The sequence below is a fragment of the Actinacidiphila sp. bgisy145 genome, assembly GCF_057708125.1.
Genome location: NZ_JBYIRL010000003.1, coordinates 107,452 through 120,376, shown reverse-complemented (window position 1 = coordinate 120,376; position 12,925 = coordinate 107,452). Strand labels below are relative to the sequence as shown.

Below are 12,925 nucleotides of genomic sequence, written 5' to 3'. Positions count from 1 at the left end.
GGGGATGAGAGCTCGCTGAGCGAAGGATTATTTCTTCCTTGGACAGGCCGCGCACGGCCTGTTCACAGCCGGTCCCCAGGTTCGTGCGGGAGTCTGTTCCGTCGCCCGGCCCGGCGTGCGCGCGACCTGCGCGGCCGGCGCACGCCGCACGGCTCAGCGCACGCCGAGCAGGTGGTCCATGGCGAGCTGGTCCAGCGCCTCGAAGGCCATCCCGCGCTCGCCCACGGCGTCCGCGTCGAAGTCCTCGTAGGCGCTGCGGTCGGCGAGCAGGTCGGCCAGCGTCTCACCGGAACCCAGCGTGCTCTGCCCGAGCTCGTCCAGACCGGAGGTCCGCAGCGCCTCCTGCACGACCGGGTCGGCGCGGAAGGCGGCGGCCCGCTCCTTGAGGATCAGGTAGTTGCGCATGCCCCCGGCCGCGGACGCCCACACCCCGCTCATGTCCTCGGTGCGCGGCGGCTTGAAGTCGAAGTGCCGCGGGCCCTGGTAGCCGCCCCGCTCCAACAGGTCCACCAGCCAGAACGCCGAGCGCAGGTCGCCGGCGCCGAAGCGCAGGTCCTGGTCGTACTTGATGCCGGTCTGGCCGTTGAGGTCGAGGTGGAAGAGCTTGCCGTGCCACAGCGCCTGGGCGATGCCGTGCGGGAAGTTCAGCCCGGCCATCTGCTCGTGGCCGACCTCGGGGTTGACGCCCACGATGTCGGGGCGCTCCAGCGAGTTGATGAACGCCAGCGCGTGGCCGACGGTCGGCAGCAGGATGTCGCCGCGCGGCTCGTTCGGCTTGGGCTCCACCGCGAAGCGCAGGTCGTAGCCCTGCTCGGTGACGTACTGGCCGAGGATGTCGAAGGCTTCCTTCATCCGGTCCAGGGCGACGCGTACGTCCTTGGCGCCGCCGGACTCCGCGCCCTCGCGGCCGCCCCAGGCGACGTAGGTCTCGGCGCCCAGCTCCACCGCCAGGTCGATGTTGCGGATCACCTTGCGCAGTGCGAAGCGGCGCACCTCGCGGAGGTTGGAGGTGAAGCCGCCGTCCTTGAACACCGGGTGGGTGAAGAGGTTCGTGGTGGCCATCGGCACCTTCATGCCGGTCTCGGCCAGCGCCTGCCGGAAGCGCTTGACGTGCTGCTCGCGCTCGGCGTCGGAGGAGCCGAAGGGGATCAGGTCGTCGTCGTGGAACGTCACGCCGTACGCGCCCAGCTCGGCGAGGCGGTGCACCGACTCGACCGGGTCGAGCGGCGCGCGGGTGGCGTCGCCGAACGGGTCGCGTCCTTGCCAGCCCACCGTCCACAGTCCGAAGGTGAACTTGTCGGCGGGGGTGGGAGTGAGGTTCGTCTCGGATGTCATGGCGGTCGGCTCCTATTCGTCAGACTGTTGAACAAATTAGTATGCGAGCCCGGTGTTGGGAAGTGGGACCGTGCGAAAGGACCCGGATCACATGGCGGGACAAGGGCAGGTCGTGCTCGGTGTGGACAGCTCGACGCAGTCCACGAAGGTGCTGGCGGTGGACGTGGACAGCGGCGAGGTGCTGGCCCGCGGCCAGGCCGCGCACACCGTCAGCGCCGGCGCCGGGCGCGAGACCGACCCCGAGGTGTGGTGGCGCGCCCTTCAGGATGCGCTGGGCCAGCTCGGCGGGTACGCCGGGCGCGCCGACGCGATAGCGGTCGGCGGGCAGCAGCACGGCCTGGTCGTGCTCGATGAGCGGGGCCGCCCGGTGCGGGACGCGCTGCTGTGGAACGACGTGCGGTCCGCTCCGCAGGCCGAGGAGCTGGTGGCGCGGCACGGCGCGGACTGGTGGGCCGAGCGGATCGGCTCGGTGCCCGCGGCGAGCTTCACCGTCGCCAAGTGGGAGTGGCTGCGCACCCACGAGCCCGAGGCGGCCGCGGCCGCCGCCGCGGTCCGGCTGCCGCACGACTTCCTCACCGAACGGCTGAGCGGCGCCGCCGTCACCGACCGCGGCGACGCCTCCGGCACCGGCTGGTGGGCGGCGAGCACCGGGGCGTACGACGAGGCGCTGCTCGCCGAGGTCGGGCTCGACCCGAAGCTGCTGCCCGCGGTGCTCGGGCCCGGTGAAGCGGCCGGCACCGTACGGGAGGGCGCCGGGGTGCGGCCCGGCGCGCTCGTCGGCGCGGGCACCGGCGACAACGCGGCCGCCGCGCTCGGGCTCGGGGTCGCCCCCGGGCAGCCGGTGCTCAGCCTCGGCACCTCCGGGACCGTCTACGCCGTCGCCCGCCAGCGTCCCGCCGACCCGTCCGGGACCGTCGCCGGGTTCGCCGCGGCCGACGGGGGCTGGCTGCCGCTGGCGTGCACGCTGAACTGCACGCTCGCGGTGGACAAGGTGGCGGAGCTGCTCGGGCGCGGCCGGGAGGAGGTCGAGCCGGGCGGCTCGGTCGCCTTCCTCCCCTTCCTCGACGGCGAGCGCACCCCCAACCTCCCCTACGCCTCGGGGCTGCTCACCGGAGTACGGCACGACACCACCGCCGGGCAGATCCTCCAGGGCGCGTACGACGGGGCCGTCTACGCCCTTCTCGCCGCGCTCGACCTCGTCCTCGCCGTCGACGGCGCCGGGCACGCCCCGGACGAGCCGATCCTGCTCATCGGCGGCGGCGCGCGCGGCGCCGCCTGGCGCGACACCGTACGACGGCTGTCCGGCCGCGCCGTCCAAGTACCCGCCGCCTCCGAACTCGTCGCCCTGGGCGCCGCCGTCCAGGCCGCCACCCTCCTCACCGGCGAACAGCCCGCCGCCGTCGCCGCCCGCTGGCGCACCGACCACGGCGACCTCCTCCCCCCGCTCCCCCGCGACCACGCCACCCTCGCCCGCCTCGCCGCCGCTCTCCCCCTCGCCGGCTGACCCCTCCCCCCCGCGCCCCGCCCCACCGGGGCGCGGGCTCCACCCGGCATGCTGCCGCATCGGGCAGACGCGCCCGCAGGGGCGCGGGGAACTGCGCGACCAGCCCACTACCCGGGACAGCCGGGGACGCGGGCGCAGCTCCGCGGCGGGCGGCCGGGACCAGAAGCGTGCCGTCGGGCAGAAGCGGGCGGGTGGGCGGGGAGAACACCCGGAAAGCCCCCGCACATAGGGTGGACGCAGCCCCGAAAACGGAAGGAGCCCCCTGATCAAATCCAAACGCACCGGCGCCCAATCGGAACTACGCCACCGCAACCTCTCCCTGGTCATGCGAGCCCTGGCAACGGAAGAAGACCTCACCCGCGCCACAGTCGCGACGACAGTCGGCCTCACCCGCGCCACCGTCTCCACCCTCGTCGACGAACTCCTCGCCGCCGGCCTCCTGGAAGAACGCGGCGCCCGCCGCCCCGGCACCGTGGGCCGCCCGGGCACCGCCCTCGCGCTGCCCGCCACCGGCCCCGCAGGGCTCGGCGCGGAAATCGGCGTCGACCACCTCGCCGCATGCGTCGTGGACCTGCGCGGCGAGGTCCGCTGCCGCACCGAGCTCCCGGCCGCGAACCGCGGCCGCCCGGCCCCCGCCGTCCTCGCCGAACTCACCGGCCTGACCGCCCAGGTCACGGAGGAAGCCGCCGCCCTGGACCTGCACCCGGTCGGCGCCACCGTCGCCGTCCCGGGCCTGGTCGGCCGCGACCGCGGCACCGTCCTGCGCGCCCCGAACCTCGGCTGGGAGAACGTCCCCGTCACCGCCCTGGGCCCCCACCCCACCGTCGTGGAGAACGAGGCGAACCTCGGCGCCCTCGCCGAACTCTGGCTCGGCGGCCACCACCGCCTCGCCGACTTCGTCCACGTCTCCGCCGAGATCGGCATCGGCGCCGCCCTGATCGTGGAGGGCCGCCTCTTCCGCGGCGCCCGCGGCTTCGCCGGCGAACTCGGCCACGTACCGGTCCGCCCCGACGGCCCCCTGTGCTCCTGCGGCGCCCACGGCTGCCTGGAGACCTTCGCGGGCGAGACCGCCCTGCTGCGCGCGGCCGGCGCCGCCACCCCCGCCGACCTGCGCGCGGCCGCGGCCGCGGGCGACAGTGCCGCCCTGGACGCGCTGGATCGGGCCGGCGAGGCCCTGGGCACCGCGCTGAGCGGCGCCGTCAACCTGCTCGACCCGCAGGCCGTGGTGGTCGGCGGCCCGCTCGCGGACCTCGCGCCCTGGCTGCTGCCCGGCGCCCGCCGCGAACTGGCCGCCCGTGTCACCGACCGCCGGTGGCGCCCGCAGGACGTGATCACCTCGCGGCTGGGCCGCGACGGGGTGCTGCGGGGCGCCGCGTACAGCGCGGTCCGGGCCGTCCTGGACGACCCGGCCGCCTGGATTCACACCGCCGCGGCCCCCGCCGCGACGGCGCCCTGACTACAGCGCCCTGACTACAGCGCCGAACCGGCCACCCACTGGCTCCACGACAGGTTCCAGCCGTTGAGCCCGTTGGACGCCTGGATCGTCTTGTCCTGCGAGTTCTTCACCACGACCACGTCGCCGATCAGCGAGTTGTTGTAGAACCACGCCGCGTCCGTCGTGTCGTCCTTGCCGCCCTTGACGTCGCTCAGGCCGATGCAGCCGTGGCTGGTGTTGGCGGTGCCGAAGACGGACTTCGCGGTCCAGTAGTTGCCGTGGATGAAGGTCCCGGAGTCGCTCAACCGCATGGCGTGCGGCACGTCCGGGATGTCGTACTCGCCCTTCCCGTCGCTGTCGGTGAAGCCGACGGACGCCCCGTTCATCCGGGTCGTCTGGTCCTTCTCCTCGATGACCATCTGGCCGTTGTACGTGCTGTGGTCGTCACTGCCCGCGGAGATCGGCAGCGTCTTGATCACCTTGCCGTCGCGGACCACGGTCATCGTGTGCGTGGACGCGTCGACCGTGGAGACCTGCGAGCGGCCCACGTCGAAGCTGACGGTCTTGTTCTGCACGCCGTACACGCCCGCGGAGCCCTCGACGCCGGCCAGCTTGAGCTTGAGCGTGACGTGCGAGCCCGCCGCCCAGTAGGTCTGCGGCCGCAGGTCGAGCCGGGTGGAGCTGAACCAGTGGCCCACCACCGCCTGCCCGCTGCTGGAGCTCACACTGATCCCGCGCTGCACCGCGGCCCGGTCGGCGGAGGAGATCGCCTTGCTGAAGTTGATCGAGACCGGCATGCCCACGCCCACGGTGGAGCCGTCCTCCGGGGTGAAGTACCCGACGAAGGTGCCGGTGCTCGACTTGGTGCCGAACGTCGACTGCGCGCTGGTGGTACGCCCCTGCGTGTCGGTGGCGGTGGCGGATATGTGGAACTGGATGCCGTGGGCGAGCGTGCCGTTCGGCGTCCAGGTGGTGCCGTCGGACGACAGCGTGCCGGAGACGGTGTGACCGGACGCGACGCCGGTCATCGTCACCTTGGTCAGCTTGCCGCCGGTGGCCTTCACCTGCACCGCGCCGCTCACCGCCGCACCGGTGGTGCCGGTCTTCGGCGTGATGGTGATCTTCGCGGCCGAGGTCTGCTTGGCGGCGGCCGCGTCCGCGGCTGCCTGGGCCGACGCGGAGCTGCTCGGGCTCGCGCCGCCACCGGACGCACCGGACGCACCGGAGGAGGAGGCGCTCGCGGTCGGGGAGATCGTCGCGGCCGCGTTCTGGCTGCTCGCGCTGCTGCTGTGCCCGCCGCACGCGGTCAGGCCCACCGCGCCACCGGCCACCACTGCGAGCGCCGCCAGGGTGCTGCGGCGGAAGACCTTCCGCTTCCGGCGGGCGGCCGCGGCAGGACCGTACGCGGCGGGACCGTCCTGCTCGGAGGTGGGGGTGTTTCCGGTGTCGGGCGGCGTCACGCGTCTCTCCCAAAAGTCGGGGTCGCCCGCAGGCCGAAGCGATCGGAGCGGGGCTTCTTCCACCACCCATGGAAACAGCCGAGCCGCCGCGTATGTCCTTTCCGCTGGAAATTGTGGGCTTTGACACGCCATCCGCCGTGATACCCGTCACGCGGCTTTCCGTAGCGCTCCGGCCACGCACCGCGCACCGCCCCGCGGCCCCCCGCCGCTTCCCACCGGCCGCCGCCAGTCACTACGATCGGCGCCTACGGTCAACTCGCCGCATCCGCTGGGGGATCAGATGGCCATGCCCCGCCCGTACGTCGCCGCGGCCGCCGCCGCCGTACTGGCGGCGCTTTACTTCGTCCCCTCCGCGCACGGCGCCACCGCCGCGGACACCGCACCGGCCGCGGCCACCGCACCCGCACCCGCCGCCGCCTCCGAGACGCAGGCCGCGCCGTTGTCGGGCCGGCTCGCCGAGACCGGCATGATCGACACCAAGCCCTACCTGATAGGCGGCGGCGTCTTCCTGCTGGCCGGTGCCGGCCTCGTCGTCAACGCCACCCGCCGCTCCCGCCAGGCGCTGGAAGCCGCCGACGCCGAGGACCCGGCCCCCGAGCCGTAGCCCCCTCTCGCGGAAGGGCCGCGGGATCAGGGGCACCCGGAGGCGGCCGGCGGATCAGGCCAGCGGCCCCGTCACGCTCTCCGCGGCCCGCACCAGCGAGCCGTCGCGTACGAAGGCGCACGCGGCCTCCAGGTCGGGCGCGAGGAACCGGTCCCGCCCGGGCCCGGGCACCCCGGCCGCGCGCAGCGCCGCGAGCACCGCGGCGGTCGCGGGCGCGGGCCGCGCCCGCGTACCGGTGGTCCGGATCTCCAGCGCCCGCGTGGCGGCGAACATCTCGACCGCTACCACCCGCGCCAGCGCGTCCACCGCGGTCCGCAGCTTCCGCGCCGCCGACCAGCCCATCGACACGTGGTCCTCCTGCATCGCCGAGGACGGGATCGAGTCGACCGACGCGGGCACCGCGAGCCGCTTCATCTCGCTGACCAGCGCCGCCTGCGTGTACTGGGCGATCATCAGCCCGGAGTCCACCCCCGGGTCGTCCGCGAGGAAGGGCGGCAGCCCGTGCGACCGGTTCCGGTCGAGCAGCCGGTCCGTACGGCGCTCCGCGATCGAGGCGAGGTCGGCCGCCGCGATCGCCAGGAAGTCCAGCACGTAGCCGACCGGAGCACCGTGGAAGTTGCCGTTCGACTCGACCGTGCCCGCCTCGGTCACCACCGGGTTGTCGATCGCCGCGGCGAGCTCGCGCTCGGCGACCAGCCGGGCGTGTGCCAGCGTGTCCCGTCCGGCCCCGGCGACCTGCGGCGCGCACCGCACGGAGTACGCGTCCTGCACCCGCGGCGCGTCGTCCTGGTGGTGCCCGGTCAGGCCGGAGCCGGCGAGCACCCTGAGCATGTTGTCCGCGCTGGCCGCCTGCCCGGGGTGCGGGCGGATCGCGTGCAGTTCGGGCGCGAGCACCCGGTCGGTGCCGAGCAGCGCCTCCAGCGTCAGCGCGGCGGTGACGTCGGCCGCGGTGAACAGCCCGGCCAGGTCCGCGCAGGCCATCACCAGCATGCCGAGCATGCCGTCGGTGCCGTTGATGAGGGCGAGGCCCTCCTTCTCCCGCAGTTCGACCGGCTCGATGCCGTGCTCGGCGAGCAGTTCGGCCGCCGGGCGCACCACGCCGTCCGGCCCCTCCGCCTCGCCCTCCCCCATCAGCACCTGCGCGCAGTGCGCGAGCGGCGCGAGGTCCCCGGAGCAGCCGAGCGAGCCGTACTCGTGGACGACCGGGGTGATCCCCGCGTTCAGCACCGCCGCCATCGTCTCCACGACCACCGGCCGCACCCCGGTACGGCCCGACGCCAGCGTCTTCAGCCGCAGGAACATCAGCGCCCGCACCACCTCGCGCTCCACCCGCGGCCCCATCCCCGCGGCGTGCGAGCGTACGAGGCTGCGCTGCAACTGCGCCCGCAGCTCCGGGCTGATGTGCCGCACCGCCAGCGCGCCGAACCCCGTCGACACCCCGTAGACCGGTTCCGGCTTCGCCGCCAGCGCCTCGACCGCCTCCCGGGCGCGCGCCACCCCCTGAAGCGCCTCCGCCCCGACCTCCACCCGGGCGTCTCCCCGCGCCACGGCCACCACGTCCTCGGCCGCGACCCCGTACGCCCCCACCACCACGTTCTGCATATTCATATTCACAAACCCTAAGCACTGAATCCCCCGCTGTCACCCGCCCCCATCGGCGCGCAGCCCGGTCGCGGCGGCAAGCTCGCGGACTCCGATGGCTGCCGGGTGGCGCCTGGCGAGGTCGGTGACGATGGCACGGATGCTGGGGCGGTCGCGAACCTCGGCAGGCGCTGCGCGGTGAGCGGCGAGGAGGGCGCCGGCGGTCTGCTCGGGCTTGTTCCACCGCCACCACGCACGGGCCATGTCCGTGTGGAGTCGGCCGCGGCGTTCGGCGGTGGCGAACTGGCCCGGCCTGAGGCCGCGACCGGCATGGACAGCGGCACCTGCGTCGCCCAGCGCCCACAGGACACCGACCTTGTAGAGGGTCACGGAGGCCGGGGTGACCGACAACGTCGGCGCGCCGTGCTGTTCCGGAAGGAGGGCGGCAGCGCGCTCGGCGTCCCGGATCATCTCAAGGGCGCGGTCCCGGTCGCCCGCTTCGGCCGCGGCGTAGGCGGTGGTGCAGAGCATCTGCGCGAACGCCCGGGCCTGGGCAGGAGTGGTCAGCCCGGTGGCCTCGACCTGGGCGGCGGCATGGAGGGTGACGCGCTGCGCGGTGGCAGCGCGCCCGGCATGCCGCAGGACGATGCTGAAGGCGCGGGCGGACTCGGCGCCGGCCAGGGGGTCCCCGGAGAGGCGCGCATAGGTGCTCGACCGGTCGGCGGTGATCCGGCTGGAGTCGTAGCGGCCGAGCTTGGACAGGGTCTCGGTGGCCAGGTCGTAGCAAGCGGCGAGCCGGGCGTAGTCGACGGCTTCGCCTTGGTCGGCGAGGGCTTCCGCCGTGGCCAGGAGATCGGGGAGCGCCTCGATCAGTGCGGCATGGGCACCGCGGTTGAACTGCGCCCGTGCCTGGCGGTACCGGACGGTCAGGCGGTCCGCGGTGGGAGCCGAGGCGGGCACGGGCAGCAGCGCGAGGGTCTCGTCGAGGTGGTCGAGCGCAAGAGCCGGCACGGCCAGGCCGGCGGTGAGGAGGGACCGGCGTTTCATCGGGTCCTCCTCGGAAAGGGCCGAGCGCTGGGCGCTGGCAACTGTAGTAGCCCGAGGCGGGGCAACGCCCAGCACCGCGGCAAGTACCCCCGCAGGGATGACGAGGGCGTCCGCGAACCGTTTGAGTACATCCAGGTCGGTGGCCGGCCGTTCGGCCGTCTCCAAGCGGCTGACGGCGGAGGCCGAGTAGCCGGTCGCCCTGCCGAGGTCCGCCTGGCGCCAGCCGCGCTGCTGACGAGCCCAGCGGATCAGGCCGCCGAAGTCGCGGTCCGCGACGAGTTTCCGGGCTCGGGGGGAGTTCCAGTCCGGTACCTGAGCATGCATGGCTGCCCCTTTCGCGTCCCCCCGGGCATCACATCAGCCCGCTCACGGTAGCCGGGCGGTGACACTCGGTCGAGCCGGTGTGCGCAATACGCAAACGGCGTGCCCGCAGCGGGATTTCCGTCGACCGGCGCCCGGCCCCGCGGTGTCCTGACCAGGTACGGGCCGCCGGGTGCCACCCGACGGTGGTCATCACCCTTTCGTCTGGAGGAATCGTCATGGACGACCGCACGCAGCACGCCGCCACCCCTTCGTCCCCGCCGTCCGCACCGCTGCTCATCGAGATCGGTGATCTGGTGGCTCTGACCCAGGGTCAGGGCGGCGGACAGAGCGAGGACAAGCGCCGCGCCTACAACTGCGCCTGAGCGACCGCCGTGCGGTGGGGCGTCCCCAGCCTCTCCGGCGTCCCACCGCACGGCCGGCCGTTCCGGCCTGAAAGGGGTTGTTGTGATCTTCGGAGGTTTTACCGACGGTGCCGGAACCAGACCACCGGCCGGTGCCGTTCGCCTCGGCCGAGCCGGACAGATCTGGCAGGCCGGATCGCCCTCAGCCCGGTCCCTCATCATGCCGAGCGGCGCTACGGTGACGGTGCTGGGCTGGTGCGGTGCCACCGATGCCGAACTGCGCGCGCTGTCCGCCCGGCCGGTGGCCGACGATGTCGCCTTGCGGTGGTCCGGCGCCTACACGGTGGTCGAGCAGGCCGGGGACCGCACGGTGGTGTACACCGATCCGGCAGGGGCGGTGCCCGTCTATGCGACCCGGTACCGGCGAGGATGGGCCTGGTCGAGTTCGGCACGCACCCTGGCCGGTCTCACCGGCTCCCCGGTGGACCATGTACGTGTTGCGGTCGCGGTGTTCCTGCCGCACGTCCCGGCAGCGGTGGGACGCAGGTCGTTCTTCACCGGCGTCCAGCAGTTGCCGCCCGGTTCCCGCATCGAACTCGCCGGCGGACGTGAGCTGCGGTCCCGCACGGTGTGGCGGCCCGATCCCGTACCGGGTCCTGCCGACGGCCGGCTGCGCACCTCCCTGGAGGACGCCGTCCAGCTGCGCGCCACGGCCGACCCCTGTCTGACGTGTGACCTGTCCGGTGGCCTGGACTCCTCCAGCCTCGCCCTGCTCGCCGCGACCGCGCGCCCCGCCGGCGGAGCACTGAACGCGGTCACCGTGCATCCGGCCGACCGGTACGACGGCGCCGACCTGACGTACGCGCGCCTTGCTGCCGCCCACCACCCGCGCATTTCCCACCACCTTCTTCCCCTGGGCAGCGAGCACCTGCCGTACACCGACATCACCGCAGTCCCGGCCACGGACGAACCCGCCCCGTCCACCCTGACCCGGGCCCGCTTCGAAGGGCAGCTGCGCTGGATGCTCGACCGGTTCGGCAGCCGCACCCACCTGACCGGGGACGGCGGCGACAGCGTCCTGTTCCTGCCGCCCGCCCACCTCGCCGATCTGGTGCGCCACCGGCTCCACCGGCGAGCCGCCGGCGAAGTCGCGGGCTGGGCCCGGCTGCGCCACTCCGCTGTCCTTCCGCTGCTACGCGATGTTCGTACCCTCAACCGCACTTCCCGCACGCAAGCCCTGACCGATCTGGCCACCACCCTGGAGCAGGGCGCCTCACCAACCTCCGTCGGCAATGGCGACGTCCGATGGTTCCCGGCGCTGCCGCTGCCCGGCTGGGCCACAGCCGAGGCTGTCCGCCTGCTGTCCGGCACGGTTCGTGAAGCGGCCTCGGCCGACGATCCGCTGCCGGGCCTCGACACAGCAGTGCGTATCGGGGTGGACGAGGTCCGCGAGGTCGCCCGGAGCGCGACCGCCGACGCCCAGTTCGCCGCCGCGTACGGTATCGACCTGCACAACCCGTTCCTCGACCCGCGCGTCATCGACGCCGTCCTGCGTACCGAACTGCGCGCCCGCCCCCCGGTCCACGCCTACAAGCCGGTGCTCGCACTGGCGATGTCCGGCGTACTACCGACGGCTCTGGCCGCGCGGACGACCAAGGGCAGTTTCAACGCCGACCACTACACCGGGCTGCGCACCAACCTGCCAGACCTCCGCCGGCTCGCCGACGGCCGGCTCGCGGCCCTCGGACTTGTCGATCCCGACCTGCTGCGCGCCCACCTCACCCAGGCCGCCTCAGGTGTACCGATGTCCCTCGCCATGCTGGAGCAGGCCCTCACCGTCGAAGCATGGCTCCGCACCACCGACCGCACGCCTGCCGCTTGGACCAGCCCCGGCAGGGGAGGACCGCGCCATGGATGACCTGCCTGCGTTCGCCACCTGCTCCGAGCACGTCCGCTGCCTCGACATCGGCCACGCCCTGGTCCTGGTCGACTACCGCACCGGCGGCGTCCGGATGCTCCGTCCTCCGGCTTCGGCCCAGTGGGAAGCAACCTCGCGCACCGGCGTCCTCGACGCCATCGACCCTGCCCTCGTCCGCCCGCTCCTGGCTCTGGGCCTCCTCACGCCGACGCGCGAACCGGCCCCGTGGCCGCCCGCGCTGCGTGCCGTGCCCACCGAGGCCGGCTGGGGCAGCGCAGAACACCGCGCAGCCGCCGATCGGCCGCTCGGCGGCACACGTGCCAGGACCCTCACCGCCGCCGCGGCCGCACTCGCCGTCGCGTTCGCCGTCACCCGCTGCGGCCGCCGCGGCATGTGGCGCACGGTCACACTCCTGTCCGCCGTCTGCGCGCGGGCCGTCCGCCCCGCGACGTCCGAGCAGGCAGCGGGCGCCGTCAACGCGGTCCGGCGCGCCGGCTGGTATTCCCCCGGCCGCACCGCATGCCTGGAGGAATCCGTCGCCGCGGTCCTGCTGCTGAGCGCCCGACGCCTCGGTGTCCGTTGGTGCCACGGCGTCGCGTCCGATCCGATCCGACTCCACGCGTGGGTGCAGACTGTGGACGGCGCCGATGTCGCCGAGCCGTTTTCGACTCGCGCCTACACGCCCGTGCTGACCATCGGAGGCCGCCATCACCAGCCCCGCCGACCCGACTGACCCGATCATCTGGCTGCGCACCGACACCTGCGGGCTCGGTGCCTACCGCGCCGACCTCGTCGAGACGTACTGGCAGTGGGAACAGGACCCGGCCGTGCTGATCGGCTACGGGCGCCAGGGGCCCGAGTCGCTGGAGGCGCGCGCCGAGGGCATGGCGCACCAGCTGCGCGGCGAGAACATCCGCTTCACCGTCTACGACCTCACCGGAGAGCGACCCGTACCGGCCGGGGTCACCACCCTGCTGCCCGACCACAGTGTCCGCACCGCCGAGTTCGTCGTGATGCTGGCCCCGCAGCACCGGGGCCGGGGCCTGGGCACGGCGGCGACCCGGCTCACGCTCGACTACGCCTTCCACGTCACCAATCTGCGGATGGTCTGGCTGAAGGTTCTCGCCCCCCACACGGAAGCGATCCGCACGTATGTGAAGGCCGGCTTCCGACACGTCGGCCTGATGCGACAGGCCGGCTACTGGCGCGGCAAGATCTGCGACGAACTGGTCATGGACGCGGTCGCCACGGAGTTCACCGCCCCCTCTGCCCTCTGACCAGCGGCTCCTCGACGGGCCGCGGTGCGTGCAGCCCACGCCGTGCCGGCGGGCGACAGCCGGGCCGTGCGAGGATGGCGCGAGGTTCGCGATCGTTAA

At 73.7% G+C, this 12,925-nt stretch carries 11 protein-coding genes; 7 read left to right on the top strand and 4 right to left on the bottom strand.

All coding sequences use genetic code 11. From position 1 onward, the window contains the following. Positions 1–153: 153 nt before the first annotated feature. Positions 154–1,335: a xylose isomerase gene (xylA, locus tag AC3ERT_RS04315; protein ID WP_335981690.1), complete on the bottom strand. Its 1,182-nt coding sequence runs from the start codon at positions 1,333–1,335 to the stop codon at positions 154–156. A gap of 91 nt (positions 1,336–1,426) precedes the next feature. Between xylA and xylB the strand changes: the two genes are divergently transcribed. Further along, positions 1,427–2,839, top strand: a complete 1,413-nt coding sequence (gene xylB / locus AC3ERT_RS04310; RefSeq protein ID WP_435172731.1) for a xylulokinase — start codon at positions 1,427–1,429, stop codon at positions 2,837–2,839. A gap of 325 nt (positions 2,840–3,164) precedes the next feature. After that, positions 3,165–4,295, top strand: a complete 1,131-nt coding sequence (locus AC3ERT_RS04305) for an ROK family protein (protein ID WP_435124800.1) — start codon at positions 3,165–3,167, stop codon at positions 4,293–4,295. A gap of 14 nt (positions 4,296–4,309) precedes the next feature. On the opposite strand, the gene AC3ERT_RS04300 is transcribed toward AC3ERT_RS04305, so the two are convergent. Then, positions 4,310–5,590 carry a L,D-transpeptidase gene (locus AC3ERT_RS04300; protein ID WP_435172856.1) on the bottom strand — a complete coding sequence of 427 codons (1,281 nt, stop codon included), beginning with the start codon at positions 5,588–5,590 and terminating at the stop codon, positions 4,310–4,312. Between the two features lie 424 nt (positions 5,591–6,014). Here AC3ERT_RS04300 and AC3ERT_RS04295 point away from each other — a divergent pair, with 424 nt between their 5' ends. Continuing rightward, positions 6,015–6,338 (top strand): hypothetical protein, encoded by a 324-nt coding sequence (locus AC3ERT_RS04295; RefSeq protein WP_488180720.1) that lies wholly within the window; start codon positions 6,015–6,017, stop codon positions 6,336–6,338. A gap of 54 nt (positions 6,339–6,392) precedes the next feature. Here the strand turns inward: AC3ERT_RS04295 and hutH are convergent, their stop codons facing one another. Together hutH and AC3ERT_RS04285 are read right to left on the bottom strand one after the other, a co-directional pair. Then, positions 6,393–7,946: a histidine ammonia-lyase gene (gene hutH, locus AC3ERT_RS04290; RefSeq protein WP_335981696.1), complete on the bottom strand. Its 1,554-nt coding sequence runs from the start codon at positions 7,944–7,946 to the stop codon at positions 6,393–6,395. A 33-nt stretch (positions 7,947–7,979) separates the two neighbouring features. After that, positions 7,980–9,290 (bottom strand): helix-turn-helix domain-containing protein, encoded by a 1,311-nt coding sequence (locus AC3ERT_RS04285; protein WP_435172727.1) that lies wholly within the window; start codon positions 9,288–9,290, stop codon positions 7,980–7,982. Between the two features lie 215 nt (positions 9,291–9,505). On the opposite strand from AC3ERT_RS04285, the gene AC3ERT_RS04280 reads away from it, so the two are divergent. From AC3ERT_RS04280 to AC3ERT_RS04265, 4 genes are all read left to right on the top strand, one after another. Beyond that, a complete protein-coding gene (locus AC3ERT_RS04280) occupies positions 9,506–9,652 on the top strand; it encodes an albusnodin family lasso peptide (protein ID WP_435172725.1) in 147 nt (48 codons plus the stop codon). An 82-nt stretch (positions 9,653–9,734) separates the two neighbouring features. Beyond that, complete coding sequence (locus AC3ERT_RS04275) at positions 9,735–11,549, top strand: albusnodin/ikarugamycin family macrolactam cyclase (RefSeq protein WP_435172724.1); 1,815 nt, start codon at positions 9,735–9,737, stop codon at positions 11,547–11,549. After that, positions 11,542–12,282, top strand: coding sequence for a lasso peptide biosynthesis B2 protein (locus AC3ERT_RS04270; protein ID WP_435172722.1), 741 nt, complete (start codon positions 11,542–11,544; stop codon positions 12,280–12,282). The genes AC3ERT_RS04275 and AC3ERT_RS04270 overlap by 8 nt, the downstream gene beginning before the upstream one ends. Beyond that, a complete protein-coding gene (locus AC3ERT_RS04265) occupies positions 12,257–12,826 on the top strand; it encodes a GNAT family N-acetyltransferase (RefSeq protein WP_435172854.1) in 570 nt (189 codons plus the stop codon). The genes AC3ERT_RS04270 and AC3ERT_RS04265 overlap by 26 nt, the downstream gene beginning before the upstream one ends. The last annotated feature ends 99 nt before the right edge of the window (positions 12,827–12,925 follow it).

Excerpts from the sequence above, each read along its gene's own strand:
- xylA (WP_335981690.1), bottom strand. The coding sequence starts at position 1,335 with ATGACATCCGAGACGAACCTCACTCCCACCCCCGCCGACAAGTTCACC.
- xylB (WP_435172731.1), top strand. The coding sequence starts at position 1,427 with ATGGCGGGACAAGGGCAGGTCGTGCTCGGTGTGGACAGCTCGACGCAG.
- AC3ERT_RS04305 (WP_435124800.1), top strand. The coding sequence starts at position 3,165 with ATGCGAGCCCTGGCAACGGAAGAAGACCTCACCCGCGCCACAGTCGCG.
- AC3ERT_RS04295 (WP_488180720.1), top strand. The coding sequence starts at position 6,015 with ATGGCCATGCCCCGCCCGTACGTCGCCGCGGCCGCCGCCGCCGTACTG.
- hutH (WP_335981696.1), bottom strand. The coding sequence starts at position 7,946 with ATGAATATGCAGAACGTGGTGGTGGGGGCGTACGGGGTCGCGGCCGAG.
- AC3ERT_RS04285 (WP_435172727.1), bottom strand. The coding sequence starts at position 9,290 with ATGCATGCTCAGGTACCGGACTGGAACTCCCCCCGAGCCCGGAAACTC.
- AC3ERT_RS04280 (WP_435172725.1), top strand. The coding sequence starts at position 9,506 with ATGGACGACCGCACGCAGCACGCCGCCACCCCTTCGTCCCCGCCGTCC.
- AC3ERT_RS04270 (WP_435172722.1), top strand. The coding sequence starts at position 11,542 with ATGGATGACCTGCCTGCGTTCGCCACCTGCTCCGAGCACGTCCGCTGC.